This window comes from Streptomyces sp. NPDC029169, assembly GCF_055563935.1.
Map to the genome: position 1 here is coordinate 48,544 of NZ_JBVHXA010000026.1, position 16,070 is coordinate 64,613.

11 protein-coding genes are annotated in these 16,070 nt (G+C 71.6%); 7 read left to right on the top strand and 4 right to left on the bottom strand.

The features are described from left to right. Nucleotides 1–181: 181 nt before the first annotated feature. Complete coding sequence (locus ACZ4VI_RS33410) at nucleotides 182–3,172, top strand: bifunctional [glutamine synthetase] adenylyltransferase/[glutamine synthetase]-adenylyl-L-tyrosine phosphorylase (protein ID WP_468005468.1); 2,991 nt, start codon at nucleotides 182–184, stop codon at nucleotides 3,170–3,172. Between the two features lie 15 nt (nucleotides 3,173–3,187). On the opposite strand, the gene ACZ4VI_RS33415 is transcribed toward ACZ4VI_RS33410, so the two are convergent. Next, entirely contained in the window at nucleotides 3,188–3,811 is a 624-nt protein-coding gene (locus tag ACZ4VI_RS33415; RefSeq protein ID WP_468005470.1) for a TetR/AcrR family transcriptional regulator, read from the bottom strand. 106 nt (nucleotides 3,812–3,917) lie between these two features. Between ACZ4VI_RS33415 and ACZ4VI_RS33420 the strand changes: the two genes are divergently transcribed. Both ACZ4VI_RS33420 and ACZ4VI_RS33425 read left to right on the top strand, forming a co-directional pair. Continuing rightward, nucleotides 3,918–5,453: an APC family permease gene (locus ACZ4VI_RS33420; RefSeq protein WP_468005472.1), complete on the top strand. Its 1,536-nt coding sequence runs from the start codon at nucleotides 3,918–3,920 to the stop codon at nucleotides 5,451–5,453. Continuing rightward, nucleotides 5,363–6,931: an amidohydrolase gene (locus tag ACZ4VI_RS33425; RefSeq protein ID WP_468005474.1), complete on the top strand. Its 1,569-nt coding sequence runs from the start codon at nucleotides 5,363–5,365 to the stop codon at nucleotides 6,929–6,931. Before ACZ4VI_RS33420 ends, ACZ4VI_RS33425 begins: the two co-directional genes overlap by 91 nt. A 16-nt stretch (nucleotides 6,932–6,947) precedes the next feature. Here ACZ4VI_RS33425 and ACZ4VI_RS33430 read toward each other — a convergent pair whose 3' ends face one another. The 3 genes from ACZ4VI_RS33430 to ACZ4VI_RS33440 all read right to left on the bottom strand — a co-directional run bounded on the left by ACZ4VI_RS33430 (nucleotide 6,948) and on the right by ACZ4VI_RS33440 (nucleotide 10,741). Next, entirely contained in the window at nucleotides 6,948–7,859 is a 912-nt protein-coding gene (locus ACZ4VI_RS33430; protein WP_468005476.1) for a phosphatase PAP2 family protein, read from the bottom strand. A 91-nt stretch (nucleotides 7,860–7,950) separates the two neighbouring features. Beyond that, complete coding sequence (locus ACZ4VI_RS33435; RefSeq protein WP_468005478.1) at nucleotides 7,951–8,979, bottom strand: LacI family DNA-binding transcriptional regulator; 1,029 nt, start codon at nucleotides 8,977–8,979, stop codon at nucleotides 7,951–7,953. 25 nt (nucleotides 8,980–9,004) lie between these two features. Further along, nucleotides 9,005–10,741 carry a glycoside hydrolase family 13 protein gene (locus ACZ4VI_RS33440; protein WP_468005480.1) on the bottom strand — a complete coding sequence of 579 codons (1,737 nt, stop codon included), beginning with the start codon at nucleotides 10,739–10,741 and terminating at the stop codon, nucleotides 9,005–9,007. A 346-nt stretch (nucleotides 10,742–11,087) separates the two neighbouring features. On the opposite strand from ACZ4VI_RS33440, the gene ACZ4VI_RS33445 reads away from it, so the two are divergent. From ACZ4VI_RS33445 to ACZ4VI_RS33460, 4 genes are read left to right on the top strand one after another with little or no spacing between them, the layout of a single operon-like run. Further along, nucleotides 11,088–12,368 (top strand): extracellular solute-binding protein, encoded by a 1,281-nt coding sequence (locus ACZ4VI_RS33445; protein WP_468005482.1) that lies wholly within the window; start codon nucleotides 11,088–11,090, stop codon nucleotides 12,366–12,368. A gap of 20 nt (nucleotides 12,369–12,388) precedes the next feature. After that, the gene (locus ACZ4VI_RS33450; RefSeq protein ID WP_468005484.1) at nucleotides 12,389–13,399 is read left to right on the top strand and encodes a carbohydrate ABC transporter permease; all 1,011 of its coding nucleotides are present in this window, start codon (nucleotides 12,389–12,391) and stop codon (nucleotides 13,397–13,399) included. Beyond that, nucleotides 13,393–14,253, top strand: a complete 861-nt coding sequence (locus ACZ4VI_RS33455; protein ID WP_468005488.1) for a sugar ABC transporter permease — start codon at nucleotides 13,393–13,395, stop codon at nucleotides 14,251–14,253. The genes ACZ4VI_RS33450 and ACZ4VI_RS33455 overlap by 7 nt, the downstream gene beginning before the upstream one ends. 42 nt (nucleotides 14,254–14,295) lie before the next feature. Then, entirely contained in the window at nucleotides 14,296–15,963 is a 1,668-nt protein-coding gene (locus tag ACZ4VI_RS33460; protein WP_468005486.1) for a glycoside hydrolase family 13 protein, read from the top strand. The last annotated feature ends 107 nt before the right edge of the window (nucleotides 15,964–16,070 follow it).

The window sequence follows — 16,070 nt, forward strand, 5'->3', positions numbered from 1 at the left end:
GCCCTTTAAGGAATACGGTTCATCGGCGGCGGACAGAGAGGAATGTGTGAGGCATCACGTGTGATCTCGTACGAACCGAAGGTCCCTTTCGCGGAGGTATGTCGGTCTCGCGCCCCGGGGAGACCCGGCCCCGCCCTCCGGATAGGCTCGATCGCGGAACGGCGGTGGAGGGAGCGGCGGAATGACGACGGTGCCGGGGCGCAGAAGCAGTACCTTCAGCCGGCTGCTGCGGCACGGGTTCACCGATCCGTCCGGCGCCGAGCGGCTGCTCGACGTCCCGGAGCTGATGGCCCTGCGCGACGACTCCGTGCTCCTCGACGCCCTCGGCGCGACCGCCGACCCCGACCTCGCCCTGCGCGGCCTGGTCCGGCTCGTCGAGGCGCAGCCCGACGAGGAGCGCCAGACGCTCACCGCCACGCTGCTCTCCGCCAAGCCCTTCCGGGACCGGCTCCTCGGCGTGCTCGGCGCCTCTGAGGCGCTCGCCGACCACCTGGCCAAGCACCCCCGGGACTGGCAGGCCCTGGTCACCTACGAGGCCGTCGACCTGAACCCCGGGATCGCCGAGTTCGAGCACGGCCTCGCCGAGGCCACCGACCCGGTCTCCCTGCGGGTCGCCTACCGCCGCTGCCTCCTCGCCATCGCCGCCCGCGACGTCTGCGGCTCCGCCGAGGTCGCCCAGACCGCCGCAGAGCTGGCCGACCTCGCCACCGCGACGCTGCGCGCCGCCCTCGCCATCGCCCGTACCGCCGCCCCCGCCGACGCGGCCCACTGCCGGCTCGCCGTCATCGCCATGGGCAAGTGCGGCGGCCACGAGCTGAACTACGTCTCCGACGTCGACGTGATCTTCGTCGCCGAGCCCGTCGAGGGCGCCGACGAGGGCAAGGCGCTGCAGGCCGCGACCCGGCTCGCCTCCCACCTCATGCGGATCTGCTCCGAGACGACCGTCGAGGGCACCATCTGGCCCGTCGACGCCAACCTCCGCCCCGAGGGCCGCAACGGCCCGCTGGTGCGCACCCTCTCCTCCCACCTCGCCTACTACCAGCGCTGGGCCAAGACCTGGGAGTTCCAGGCGCTCCTCAAGGCGCGGGCCGTGGCCGGCGATCCGGAGCTGGGCGCCGAGTACATCGAGGCCGTCTCCCCGCTGGTCTGGCAGGCCGCCGAGCGCGAGAACTTCGTCCCCGACGTGCAGAAGATGCGCCGCCGGGTCGTCGACAACATCCCGGCCGCCCAGGTCGAGCGCGAGCTGAAGCTCGGCCCCGGCGGCCTGCGGGACGTCGAATTCGCCGTCCAGCTCCTCCAGTTGGTGCACGGCCGCGGTGACGCGACGCTGCACAGCGGCACCACCCTCGTCGCCCTGAAGGCGCTCGCCGCCGGCGGCTACGTCGGCCGCGCCGACGCGGCCCAGCTGGACGAGGCGTACCGCTTCCTGCGCGCGATGGAACACCGCATCCAGCTCTACCGGCTGCGCCGCACCCATCTCGTCCCCGAGGGCGAGAGCGACCTGCGCCGCCTCGGCCGCTCGCTCGGCCTGCGCACCGACCCGGTCACCGAGCTGAACAAGGAGTGGAAGCGGCACGCCGCGGTCGTCCGGCGGCTGCACGAGAAGCTCTTCTACCGGCCGCTGCTCGACGCCGTCGCCCAGCTCACCCCCGGCGAGACCCGGCTCAGCCCCAAGGCCGCCGGCCAGCGGCTCGAAGCGCTCGGATACGCCGATCCCGCCGCCGCGCTGCGCCATCTGGAGGCGCTCGCCTCCGGCGTCACCCGCAAGGCCGCGATCCAGCGGACGCTGCTTCCCGTGCTGCTCGGCTGGTTCGCCGACTCCGCAGACCCGGATGCCGGACTGCTCGGCTTCCGCAAGGTCTCCGACGCGCTCGGCAAGACCCCCTGGTACCTGCGGCTGCTGCGCGACGAGGGCGCCGCGGCCGAGAACCTCGCCCGGGTCCTCTCCGCCGGGCGGCTCGCCCCCGACCTGCTGCTGCGCGCCCCCGAGGCGGTGGCGATCCTCGGCGACCCGGAGGGGCTGAAGCCGCGCGGGCGCGACCATCTGGAGCAGGAGATCCTCGCGGCGGTCGGCCGCGCCGACGGCGCCGAGCAGGCGGTCGCGGCGGCCCGTGGCGTACGGCGCCGTGAGCTGTTCCGTACCGCCGCGGCCGATCTCATCGGCTCGTACGGTACGGAGGACAGCCCCCGCGAGCTCGACCCGGGGGCGCTGGTCGACCGGGTCGGCCTGGCGCTCACCGACCTCAACGCGGCCACGATCGCGGGTGCGGTGCGCGCCGCCGTCCGGGAGGGCTGGGGCGACACCCTGCCGACCCGGTTCGCGGTCATCGGCATGGGCCGCTTCGGCGGGCACGAGCTCGGTTACGGCTCCGACGCCGACGTCCTGTTCGTGCACGAGCCGCGCGAGGGCGTCGACGAGCAGGAGGCGGCCAAGGCCGCCAACCAGGTCGTCGAGGAGATCCGCCGGCTCCTCCAACTCCCCACGGTTGACCCATCGTTGCCGATCGACGCGGATCTGCGGCCGGAGGGCAAGAACGGCCCGATGGTCCGTACGCTGAAGTCGTACGAGGCCTACTACCGCCGCTGGTCGCTGGTCTGGGAGAGCCAGGCGCTGCTGCGCGCCGAACCGATGGCGGGCGATCTGGAGTTGGGGGAGCGGTTCATCGATCTGATCGACCCGCTGCGCTACCCGGCGGAGGGGCTGGGCGAGGACGCGGTGCGCGAGATACGGCGGCTGAAGGCCCGGATGGAGACCGAGCGGCTGCCGCGCGGCGCCGACCCGACGCTCCACGCCAAGCTCGGCCGTGGCGGTCTGAGCGATGTCGAGTGGACGGTCCAGCTCTTCCAGATGCGGCACGGCTGGGCCGAGCCGGGCCTGCGCACGACGCGTACCCGCGAGGCCCTGGCCGCCGCCCACGCGGCCGGGCTCATCCCGACGGACGAGGCGCAGATCCTGGACGAGGCCTGGGTGCTCGCGACCCGCGTCCGCAACGCGGTGATGCTGGTACGGGGCAGGCCCGGGGACACGTTCCCCTCGGACGGCCGCGAACTGGCGGCGGTCGGGCGGTACTTGGGCTATGGCCCGGGCCACGTGGGCGAGATGGTCGACGACTACCGCCGCATCACGCGCCGGGCGCGGGCGGTCGTCGAGGAGCTGTTCTACGGGGCCTGATCTATGGGGCCTGCGCTACGGAGCCTGAGGGTCCGGCGCGTCCAGGAGCGCCCGGCAATGGACCAGGAAGGCCTCCAGGGCCAGGTCGAAGGCGGCGTCCGCGCGGGATGGGCCCACCGCCTCCAGGGCACGGGCCAGGCGAGGGGTCGTGATCTCGTCGGGCAGCTCCCACATGGCGGCCGGGGCCGCGAGGTCGAGCGCCGAGCCGAGGACCATGTTCTCAAGGGCGACGATCACGGTCATGACGTCGGCGTTGTCGAAGCCGGCGGCCAGCAGCCGGGCCACCGCCCGCTCGTACTGGGCGAGCACCTTCGGGGCCCGGACCGGTGAGGTCATCAGCATCGGGATCGCCCGGGGGTGGGCGGCGAAGGCCGCGCGGTAGGAGCGCGCCCAGGCCGCCATCGCCGCGTCCCACGGCTCCAGGTCCAGCGTGTCCCCGTCGATCGCCTCGCAGACCCGCTCGCGCAGCAGCTCCACGATGCCGTCGCGGCCGTCCACATGGTGGTACACCGACGCGGTCTGCACCCCGAGCCGTTTCGCGATCTGCGGGACGCTGAACTCGCCCCGCTCATCGACGAGTTCGAGCGCCACCGTGGTGATGCGCTCGCGGTCGAGGAGGGGCTTGCGCGGCCGGCCCATGAATGATTTCCCCCTGGTCAGGTCTTCCCGAATCGTCGAACGCGAGGCTACATTGCGCGAAACCAAAACCCTTTAGGTTTCCTGTCGCGGAAGGGCTTCCCCTCCCATGTCCTCACAGACCTCCTCCGCTCCCGAGGGGCTGAGAACCGGCACACTCTCCACCGCCGACATCTCCTTCTTCGTCGTCTCGGCCGCCGCCCCGCTCACCGTCATGGCCGGCGTCGCCCCCATCGCCATCGTCCTCGGCGGCATCGGCGCCCCCGCCGGCTATCTCCTGGCCGGCATCACGCTCGCGGTCTTCGCCGTCGGGTTCACCACGATGAGCCGTCATGTCCGCAGCGGCGGCGCCTTCTACGCGTACATCACCCGTGGCCTCGGCAAGCCCGTCGGCATCGCCGCCGCCCTGCTCGCCATGCTCGGCTACAACGGCATGGAGATCGGCGTGTACGGGCTGCTCGGCACCGCCACCGCCGACACCGCCCACGCCCTGTGGGGCATCGATGTCCCCTGGCTCCCCGTCTCCCTCGCCGGACTGCTGCTCATCTGGTACGGCGGCTTCCGCTCCATCGACTTCGGCGCCAAGGTCCTCGGTGTCCTGCTCGTCGCCGAGACCGGCATCCTCGTCCTGCTCGCCGGCGGCGTCCTGCTCGACGGCGGCGCCGACGGGCTCTCCCTGGCCTCCTTCACCCCTGGCAACGTGCTCGTCCCCGGCACGGCCGCCGTCCTGGCCTTCGCGTTCTCCGCCTTCACCGGCTTCGAGTCCACCGTGATCTACCGCCGTGAGGCCCGCGACCCCGCCCGCACCATCCCCCGCGCCACCTACATCGCGGTCGGCTTCCTCGGCCTCTTCTACGCCTTCGTCGTCTGGACCGTGATCCAGGCGTTCGGGAACGACGCCGTCGTCAAGGCCGCGGCCGACGACCCCGGCGGCCTGTTCTTCGCGGCCATCACCACCTATGTGGGCGCCTGGGCGGCCGACCTGATGCACGTCTTCATCGTGACCAGCATCATCGCCTCGCTCCTCGCCTTCCACAACGCGATCAACCGCTACGGCCTCGCGCTGGCCGAGGAGGGCGTCCTGCCCGCCGTACTCGGCCGGATCCACCCCCGGCACGGCTCCCCGTACATGGCGGGCGTCGCCCAGACCGTCCTCGGCGCGGTCATCGTCCTCGGCTTCGCGGTGGCCGGAGCCGACCCGTACCAGCAGCTGCTGCTCTGGGTGAACACCCCCGGAATGATCGGGCTGATGGCGCTGATGCTGCTCGCCGCCCTCGCCGTCGTCCGCTACTTCCGGCGCGCCCCGCACCACGAGGGCGCCCTGCGCACCCTGGTCGCCCCCGTCGCCGCCGCTCTGCTGCTCGCCGTGGCGATCGGTCTCGTGGTCTCCAAGGTCGCCCTCTTCACCGGTGCCTCCGCCACCGTCAACACCGTCCTCGTCGCCCTCGTCCCCGCCGTCTTCGTCCTGGGGCTCCTCCTCGCGTACCGGCTGCGCCGCACGCGCCCCGAGATCTACGCCCACTTCGCCGCCGAGCCTGAAGAAGGAACACCGTCGTGCCCGCACCCGACCTCGTCCTCGTCAACGCCCGCGTCCGCACGCCCGAGCTCTCCGGGCACACCGCTGTCGCCGTCCACGACGGACTGATCACGGCCCTCGGCGACGCCGCCGATGCCCGCGCCTGGCGCGGACCCGGCACCGAGACGGTCGACCTCGGCGGCGCCACCCTCACGCCCGGCCTCACCGACGCCCACAGCCACCCCGTCTGGGGCCTGGAGATGTTCACGGGCACCGACCTCTCCGCCGTACGCGACCTCGACGGGCTGCGGTCGGTCCTCGCGACGGCCGAGCGCCGCGACGGCTGGATCATCGGCTTCGCCCTCGACCACAACGTCTTCGGCGGCCGGCCGATCCACCGCGAGCTCATCGAGGACGTCCTCGGCGGCGCCCCGGCCTTCCTGCGCCTCTACGACGGACACTCCGCCCTCGCGAGCGAGGCGGCCCTGAAGGCCGCCGGCATCGCGGGCCCCCGCACCTTCGCCCAGCGCTCCGAGATCGTCTGCGACGCCGACGGACGGCCCACCGGCCATCTGATCGAGCACGCCGCGATGGACCTCATGACCCCCGTCCTGCCCACCCAGCCCTACGCCGAGCGGCGCGACCGGCTCGTCGAGCTGCTGACCGCCATGGCCGCCACCGGACTGACCGGCGCGCACGTCATGGACCTCGGCGGCCACGACGTACCCGGGCTGCTCACCGCCGTGGAGGCCGAGGGCGACCTGCCGCTACGGCTCCGGCTCGCGCCTTGGTGCATGCCCGGAGCGACGACGGACGACCTGGACGAGCTGGTACGGCTCCAGGAGCGGTCCGGGCGGCTGTGGCGGGTCGGCGGCGTGAAGTTCTTCATGGACGGCACCGTCGAGGGCGGCACCGCCTGGCTGGAGCACGCCGACTGCCACGGCCAGGGCACGGACGCCTTCTGGCCCGACCCGGCCGCCTACTCGGCCGCCGTACGCCACTTCCACGAGGCCGGGATCGGCACCGCCACGCACGCCATCGGCGACGCGGCGGTCCGGCACGTCCTGGACACCGTGGAGGCCCTGGGCGGCGGCGGGCCCCGGCACAGGATCGAGCACATCGAGACCGTTCCCGACGGCCAGCTCGGCCGGTTCGCCGCGCTCGGCGTCGTCGCCTCGATGCAGCCCCCGCACACCGCGTACACCCGCGCCGACCACACCGACGAGTGGTCCAAGCGGCTCGGCGACGTACGGGCGGACCGCGCCTGGCGCTGCCGGGACCTGCGGGAGGCGGGCGCCCACCTGGCACTCGGCTCGGACTGGCCCATCGCCCACTACGACGCCCGCCAGGTCCTCGCCACCGCCCAGGCCCCGCGCGGCGCGGCCTCCGCCCGGCACGGGCTGACCGGCCTGATGGCCCTGGAGGGCCTGACCACGCACGCGGCGGTCGCGGCGGGGGAGGAGCGGCTCGGCGGCCGGATCGCCCCCGGCCACCGGGCGGACCTGACCGCGTTCACGGTCGACCCGGCCGAGGCCCCGGCCGACGAGACGGAACAGGCACCGATCCGCTTCACGGTGACGGGCGGCCGCGTCACGCACCGGGGGTGACCGGTCGGCGCCGCTGCTATCTGGCCACGCGCTCCTTCTCGGACTCCGTCTCGGACTCCTCCTCGCGGACCGCCAGGGACCGCCGTGGGCCGCCCCGGGCCACCGGAGCCGCCGGTTCCACCAGCTTAGGCAGGCTCTTCGGAGTGGAGCCGTACCAGACGTACGAGAGGGCGAAGCCGAAGGCGAGGCAGATCATGCCGCCCACCGCGTCCAGCCAGAAGTGGTTGGCGGTGGCCACGATCACGACCAGGGTGGCGGCCGGGTAGAGCAGACCGAGGATGCGCGCCCACGGCGCCGAAGCCAGGGCGAAGATGATGAGACCGCACCACAGCGACCAGCCGATGTGCATCGACGGCATCGCCGCGTACTGGTTCGACATGTGCTTGAGGTTGCCCGAGGCCATCGAGCCCCAGGTGTGGTGGACCAGGACCGTGTCGATGAACGACTGGCCGTTCATCAGCCGGGGCGGCGCGAGCGGATACAGGTAGTAACCGACGAGGGCCACACCGGTGGTGGCGAACAGGACCGTACGGGACGCGGCGTAACGGCCCGGCTGCCATCGGTACAGCCACACGAGCACACCGATGGTCACGACGAAGTGCAGGGTCGCGTAGTAGTAGTTCATCGACACGATCAGCCATGTCACCGAGTTCACGGCATGGTTGACGGTCTCCTCGAAGGCGAGCCCGAGGCTTTGCTCGACTTCCCAGATCCAGTCGGCGTTCTTCAGCGCCTGGGCCTTCTGCTCCGGTACCGCGTTGCGGATGAGCGAGTACGTCCAGTAACTGACGCCGATGAGCAGGATCTCGAACCAGATCCGCGGTCGTCGTGGCGTGCGAAGGCGGGCTCGCACCCCGCCACCGTCCGACATGGGTGACGGGCCGGCCGCCGTCCGGTCTTCCAAACTTTTCACGGTCGCTTCACCCATAGGGGGAGAGTCTGCCAGATCCATTCCCTCCGTCCGATCATCCCTCCGACGGGTTCGAGGCGCACACGCTCCGTCCTGAGGGGGAGGGACGTCAGGGGTTCCCCTGACTCGGGGCAGAAGCGGTTGAACCGCGAACGACCAGCTCAGGCATGAAGACGAACTCGCTGTGCGGCGCCGGAGTGCCCCCGATCTCTTCGAGCAGCGCCCGGACCGCCGCCTGCCCCATCGCCTGCACGGGCTGGCGGATCGTGGTCAGCGGCGGATCGGTGAACGCTATGAGCGGGGAGTCGTCGAAACCGACCACGGAGACGTCGCGGGGGACCTGGAGCCCCTGCTGCCGGGCGGCCCGGATGGCGCCGAGCGCCATCATGTCGCTCGCGCAGACGACGGCCGTGCAGCCGGCGGAGATCAGGGCGCCGGCGGCGGCCTGGCCGCCCTCCAGGGTGTAGAGGGAGTGCTGGATCAGCGCCTCGGACTCCTCCGGGGAGAGCCCCAGCCGCTCGCGCATCCCGCGCTGGAACCCCTCGATCTTGCGCAGCACGGGCACGAACCGCTTCGGGCCCACGGCGAGCCCGATCCGGGTGTGCCCGAGCGCGGCGAGGTGCGTCACGGCCAGCTGCATCGCGGCCCGGTCGTCGGGCGAGACGAAGGGGGCCTGCACCTTGGGGGAGAAGCCGTTGATGAGGACGTACGGGACACCCTTGCCGCGCAGCTGGTCGTAGCGCGTCATGTCGGCGGTGGTGTCGGCGTGCAGCCCGGAGACGAAGATGATCCCGGAGACGCCCCGCTCGACGAGCATGTCGGTGAGCTCGTCCTCGGTGGACCCGCCGGGGGTCTGCGTGGCGAGCACGGGGGTGTAGCCCTGTCGTGTCAGGGCCTGCCCGATGACCTGCGCGAGCGCGGGAAAGATCGGGTTGTCCAGTTCGGGGGTTATCAGCCCGACGAGCCCGGCGCTGCGCTGACGCAGCCGTACGGGACGCTCGTAGCCGAGGACGTCCAGTGCGGCAAGCACGGACTCACGGGTGGCCGCGGCCACACCGGGCTTGCCGTTGAGCACGCGGCTGACTGTGGCTTCACTGACCCCCGCCTGGGCTGCGATGTCGGCAAGCCGCGCGGTCATGGGATTGGACTGTACCGGTCGCACGTCAGATTGCCCACCAAACGCAGGAGTCGGCGGCAACCCGGACGTTGCGCGCATGCGCGACGCGGGCCCCGAACTCCCCGGCGGGCGAGGGCAGTACGGGGGCGGGGCCCCCGTTTCCCCCGGCGAGGCCGGGGCCTTCGGCCGGGTGCCCATCGGCGCTGTGCGCGTGCAGGTCCGCGCGCGGCGTGCTGGTCAGGAGCGGTGACCCGGTGAGCGGCAGGGCCACCTCCCGCGCCGTCGTGTTCAGGGTGACCAGCACGTCGCCGCCCTCCGCCCGGCGGCGGAAGGCCAGCACCCCCTCCGGGGCCTCCAGCCAGTCCACCGTGTCGCCCGCGCCCAGTGCCGGGTGCTCGCGGCGGAGGCGCAGGGCCTGGCGGTAGAGCTCCAGGGTGGAGCCGGGGGCGGCGGTCTGGGCGGCGACGCTCAGGGCGGCCCACTCCGGGGGCTGCGGCAGCCAGGCGGCGCCCGGGCCGAAGCCGTACGAGGGGCCGTCCGGCGTCCACGGCAGCGGGACCCGGCAGCCGTCGCGCAGCCCGTCCTGCCCGTCGCCGCGCAGGAACGCCGGGTCCTGGCGGACCTCGTCCGGGAGGTCCGTGACCTCGGGCAGGCCCAGCTCCTCGCCCTGGTAGACGTACGCCGAGCCCGGCAGCGCCAGCATCAGCAGCGCCGCCGCCCTGGCCCGGTCCTGGCTCCCGTACCGGGTGCTGTGCCGCACCACGTCGTGGTTGGAGAGCACCCAGGTCGTCGGGGCGCCCACCGAGGCCGTGGCGCGCAGCGACTCGTCGATGACCGACCGGAGCGCCGCCGCGTCCCACGCGCAGTTGAGGAACTGGAAGTTGAAGGCCTGGTGCAGCTCGTCGGGGCGTACGTACAGCGCGAGCCGCTCCGGCGTCGGCGCCCAGGCCTCTGCGACCCCGATGCGATCGGGGCCGTACGACTCCAGGAGCCGGCGCCAGCCGCGGTGGATCTCGTGCACCCCGTCCTGGTCGAAGAACGGCAGCCGCTGGATGCCGATGAGCTTCGCCTGCTGCCCCTGCCCGATGTCGGGCAGGCCCTCCGCCTTGACCATGCCGTGGGCGACGTCGATCCGGAAGCCGTCCACCCCCAGATCCAGCCAGAAGCGGAGCACCGAGTCGAACTCGGCCCGGACCTCCTCGTTCCGCCAGTTCAGGTCCGGCTGTTCGGGCGCGAAGAGGTGGAGGTACCAGGCGCCGTCCGGAACCCGGCTCCACGCCGGGCCGCCGAAGACCGACTCCCAGTCGTTGGGCGGGAGCGCGCCGCCGGGGCCGCGTCCCGGCCGGAAGACGTACCGGTCCCGGCCCACGCCCGCGAGCGCCTGCTCGAACCAGGGGTGCCGGTCGGAGGTGTGGTTGGGGACGATGTCCACGATGACCCTGAGGCCGAGACCGTGCGCCGCGCGCACCAGGTCGTCGGCGTCCGCCAGGTCCCCGAAGACCGGGTCGACCGCGCGGTAGTCCGCCACGTCGTAGCCGCCGTCCGCCTGCGGGGAGGCGTAGAACGGCGTCAGCCAGACCGCGTCCGCGCCCAGCCGGGCGATGTGCGGCAGCCGCTCCCGTACGCCCCGAAGGTCCCCGATCCCGTCGCCGTCGCTGTCCGCGAAGGAGCGGACGTACACCTGGTAGATGACGGCGTCCCGCCACCAGCCGGTGCGGCGGGCGGTGCTTGCGCAAGAGCTTGCGGAGTCCGGCAGCGACGGTGAGGTGAGCTCGTGGGCCATGTGCGGTGTCCCTCTCGCGTATTCCAGTGGCTGGGAGTCGTACTGACAACGAGGTCGGGGCGGCCGTGAAACGGCCCTGCAAGAGATGATGCAAAGACTTGCAGGACCGCAAGGCAGCCGCAAGAGGGCCTGAGAGGGCCCTAATGCCCGGTGTCAAGCGACTCGTCGGCAACCTTCAGGACACGCCGATGTAACGATCACCGCTCCTTGCAGAAAGTTCTCGCAAGGTCTTTCGGCTCGTTTTCATCCCTGTTACGTTCCTGGCAACCCGGCGCGCCGCGAGGGAGCGGTCGCATGAGGCAGGTTCCAGCCCCTCGTCACCCCGGGATCAGTTGAAGGAGTTCACATGCGGCGTGGCATAGCGGCCACCGCGCTGGTCGCGGCCCTGGGCGTGACCCTGGCGGCGTGCGGTAGTGAAGACGGCGGTTCGAACGGCGGCGGCTCGAAGAGCTCCGGCGAGCTCTCGGGCACCGTGACCTGGTGGGACACCTCGACGGTCGGCTCCGAGGACAAGGTCTTCAAGAAGCTCGCCGAGGACTTCACCAAGAAGCACCCGAAGGTCACCGTCAAGTACGTGAACGTGCCGTTCGGTGAGGCGCAGAACAAGTTCAAGAACGCCGCGCAGTCCGGCAACGGCGCCCCCGACGTCATCCGCTCCGAGGTCGCCTGGACCCCGGACTTCGCCAACCTCGGCTACCTCGCCCCGCTCGACGGCACCGCCGCGCTGAAGGACGACAAGGACTTCCTCAAGCAGGCCGCCGCCTCCACCAAGTACGACGGCAAGACCTACGCCGTGCCGCAGGTCATCGACTCCATGGGCATCTTCTACAACAAGAAGATCTTCAAGGACGCCGGCGTCGAGGTCCCCAAGAGCATCGCCGAGCTGAAGACCGTCGCGGCCACGATCAAGGAGAAGACCGGCAAGACCGGTCTCTACCTGCGCGGCGACGACGCCTACTGGTTCCTCTCCTTCCTGTACGGCGAGGGCGGCGACCTGGTCAAGGCCGAGGAGAAGAAGGTCACCGTCGACGACGCCAACGGCGTCAAGGCCTTCACGACCGTCAAGGACCTGGTCGACTCGAAGGCGGCGATCACCGACGCCACCAAGGGCTGGGACAACATGCAGGCCGCCTTCAAGGACGGCAAGGTCGCGATGATGATCAACGGCCCGTGGGCCGTCACCGACACCTTCGCGGGCAAGGAGTTCGCCGACAAGGCGAACCTGGGCATCGCCCCGGTCCCCGCCGGCTCGGCCGGCCAGGGCGCCCCGCAGGGCGGTCACAACCTCGCCGTCTACGCGGGCTCCAAGAACCTGGACGCCTCGTACGCCTTCGTCGAGTACATGACCTCCGCCGAGGCCCAGGCCACCGCCGCCACGGAGCTCAGCCTGCTCCCGACCCGCGAGTCCGTCTACATCAAGCCGGACGTGGCGAGCAACGAGATGATCGGCTTCTTCAAGCCGGTCGTCGACAAGGCCGTCGAGCGCCCCTGGATCCCGGAGGCCGGCAGCCTCTTCGCGCCGCTGCAGACCGAGTACACCAAGGTCCTGACCGGCCAGGCCACCCCGGAGGCGGGAGCCAAGGCGACGGGTGACGCCTACCGCAAGCTCCTGAAGGACTGGAAGTAACAAGGAAGGCAGGCCGGCTGATGGCTGTGGACACCAGCAGCCAGTCGGCGGTGAAGGCCGCGGGCGACGACGCCCGCGGCCGGCACCGTGGTACTGGCACGTCCGGCGGCAGGGTCCGTCGTTCTCTCACCACCCACTGGTACGCCTGGGCGATGGTCGCCCCGGTGACCGTGGTGATCGCCGTGATCATCGGCTACCCGCTCGTCCGCGGGATCTACCTCTCGCTCACCGACGCCAACGAGCGCAACGTCGCGCGGTCCATCGGCGTCAACGAGATCCCCGCGACCTACGAGTTCGTCGGCCTGGACAACTACGCCGACGCTCTGACCGGCAGCCAGTTCCTCGGCACGCTCGGCTGGACGCTGGTGTGGACGGTGTCCTGTGTGTCCGTCACCTTCACCCTCGGCCTCGTCCTCGCCAACATCCTCAACCGGAAGATCGCGGGCCGCTCCGTCTACCGGATGCTGCTGATCCTGCCCTGGGCCGTGCCCGGCTTCGTCTCCGTCTTCGCCTGGAGCTTCCTCTACGACGAGCGCCGCGGCATGCTCAACCAGCTCCTCGCGGGCGGCGGCATCGACGCCGTGCCGTGGCTCAACGACCCCACCTGGGCCAAGTTCTCGGTCATCGCCGTCAACGTCTGGCTCGGCGTCCCGTTCATGATGGTCGCCCTCCTCGGCGGACTGCAGTCCATCCCCGGTGAGCTCTACGAGGCCGCCGAGATGGACGGCGCGAGCGCCTGGCAGCGCTTCCGGCACATCACGATGCCCGGCCTGCGCTCGGTGTCCACCACCGTGATCCTGCTGAGCACCATCTGGACCTTCAACATGTTCCCGGTGATCTTCCTGCTCACCCGGGGCGGGCCCGGCGACGCCACCCAGATCCTGGTCACCGAGGCGTACAAGTTCTCCTTCGAGATCAGCCCGCGCGACTTCGCCCAGTCGTCCACCTGGGGCGTCCTGATCCTCATCCTCCTGATGGGCTTCGCCGCGGTCTACCGGCGCGTCCTCCACAAGCAGGGAGAAGTCTGGTGACCACAGCCGCCAACGCCCCCGCCCCCACCCGCGGCCGCCGTTCGCCGCTCGCCTCGGTCGGGCTGCACGCCACCCTGATCGCGGCCTCCGTGATCGCCGTCTTCCCGGTGCTGTGGGTCTTCCTGACCTCCATCAAGCCGGCCAAGTACGCGACCACGACGGACTTCGTCAAGGAGACGACGTTCGAGAACTACACGAACCTGCTGAGCGACACCCCGTTCCTCACCTGGTTCGGCAACTCGCTCCTCGTCGCCGGTCTCACCACGCTCCTCGGCGTCTTCATCGCCTCCACCACCGGCTACGCCGTCAGCCGCTTCCGCTTCCCCGGCAAGCGCGGACTGATGTGGACGCTGCTGATCACCCAGATGTTCCCGGTCGCCGTCCTCATCGTGCCGATCTACAACATCATGTCGTCGATGGGGCTGCTCAACCAGCCCGCCGGCCTGGTCATCACGTACCTCACCATCGCCGTACCGTTCTGCGCCTGGATGATGAAGGGCTTCTTCGACACCATCCCGCGCGAGATCGACGAGTCGGGACAGGTCGACGGCCTCACCCCGTTCGGCACCTTCTGGCGGCTGATTCTGCCGCTCGCCAAGCCCGGCATCGCGGTGACGGCGTTCTACTCCTTCATCACCGCCTGGGGCGAGGTCGCCTACGCCTCCGCCTTCATGGTCGGCGACGAGAACCTCACGCTGGCCGGCGGACTGCAGAAGTTCGTCAACCAGTACGGCGCCCAGTGGGGGCCGATGTCCGCGGCCTCCGTCCTCATCGCCGTCCCGGCCGCGCTGGTGTTCCTCTTCGTGCAGCGGCACCTGGTGACCGGCATGTCCGCCGGCGCCGTCAAGGGCTGAGCGCCCCACTTGTACGCATCTCCTTTACCCACCAAGGAAGACATGACCCAGCATCTCGCTGCCCCCGCCGCCGCCCCGACCACCGGCACGCACACGGGCTGGTGGAGAGACGCGGTGATCTACCAGGTCTACCCCCGCAGTTTCGCCGACGGAAACGGCGACGGCATGGGCGACCTGGAGGGCATCCGCAGCCGGCTGCCGTACCTGAAGGAGCTCGGCGTCGACGCCGTCTGGCTCAGCCCCTTCTACGCCTCCCCGCAGGCGGACGCCGGCTACGACGTCGCCGATTACCGGGCCATCGACCCGATGTTCGGCAGCCTCCTCGACGCCGACGCGCTCATCCGCGAGGCGCACGAGCTGGGCCTGCGGATCATCGTCGACCTGGTGCCCAACCACTCCTCCGACCAGCACGAGTGGTTCCAGCGCGCGCTGCGCGAGGGCCCCGGCTCCCCGCTGCGCGAGCGCTACCACTTCCGGCAGGGGAAGGGCGCCGACGGCGAACTCCCGCCCAACGACTGGGAGTCCATCTTCGGCGGCCCCGCCTGGACGCGCGTCGAGGAGCCGGACGGCACCCCTGGCGAGTGGTACCTGCACCTCTTCGCGCCGGAGCAGCCCGACTTCAACTGGGAACACCCCGCCGTACGCGACGAGTTCCGCTCCATCCTGCGCTTCTGGCTCGACATGGGCGTCGACGGCTTCCGCGTCGACGTCGCCCACGGCCTGGTGAAGGCCGAGGGGCTGCCCGACATCGGCGCCCACGACCAGCTCAAGCTGCTCGGCAACGACGTCATGCCGTTCTTCGACCAGGACGGCGTCCACGAGATATACCGCTCCTGGCGCCAGGTCCTCTCCGAGTACGACGGCGAGCGCGTCCTCGTCGCCGAGGCGTGGACCCCGACCGTCGAGCGCACGGCCCACTACGTCCGCCCCGACGAGATGCACCAGGCCTTCAACTTCCAGTACCTGGGCACCCATTGGGACGCCGAGGAGCTGCGCCGGGTGATCGACGCCTCGCTCGCCGCGATGCGCCCGGTCGGCGCGCCCACCACCTGGGTGCTCTCCAACCACGACGTCACCCGGCACGCCACCCGCTTCGCCAACCCGGCGGGCCTCGGCACCCAGCTGCGAGAGCCGGGCGACCGCGAGCTGGGCCTGCGCCGGGCCCGGGCCGCGACGCTGCTGATGCTGGCGCTGCCCGGATCGGCGTACGTGTACCAGGGCGAGGAGCTCGGCCTGCCGGACGTCACCGACCTGCCCGACGAGGTCCGCCAGGACCCGTCGTTCTTCCGGGCCACCGGCCAGGACGGCTTCCGCGACGGCTGCCGGGTGCCCATCCCGTGGACCGTCGAGGGCTCCTCGTACGGATTCGGCGGCGGCGGCAGCTGGCTGCCGCAGCCCGCCACCTGGGGCGGGCTCAGCGTCGAGGCGCAGGCCGGCGACCCCGGCTCCACCCTGGAGCTGTACCGCAGCGCGCTCGCGGTCCGCCGCGAGCGCCCCGAACTCGGTGCGGGCGAAGGTGTCGAGTGGCTGGAGGCACCCGAGGGTGTGCTCTCCTTCCGCCGCGACGGCTTCGTCTGCACCGCCAACACCACCGGCCGGGCCATCTCCGTCCCGCTGCCCGGCCGGTTCCTCCTCTCCAGCGAGCCCGTCTCCCACGGGGAGGGCGTCGCGGAGCTGCCCGCCGACACCACGGTCTGGTGGGCGGTGTGACGATCCCCCTGCCGGGGGGGGGGGGGGGGGGGGGGGGGGGGGGGGGGGGGGGGGGGGGGGGGGGGGGGGGGGGGGGGGGGGGGGGGGGGGGGGGGGGGGGGGGGGGG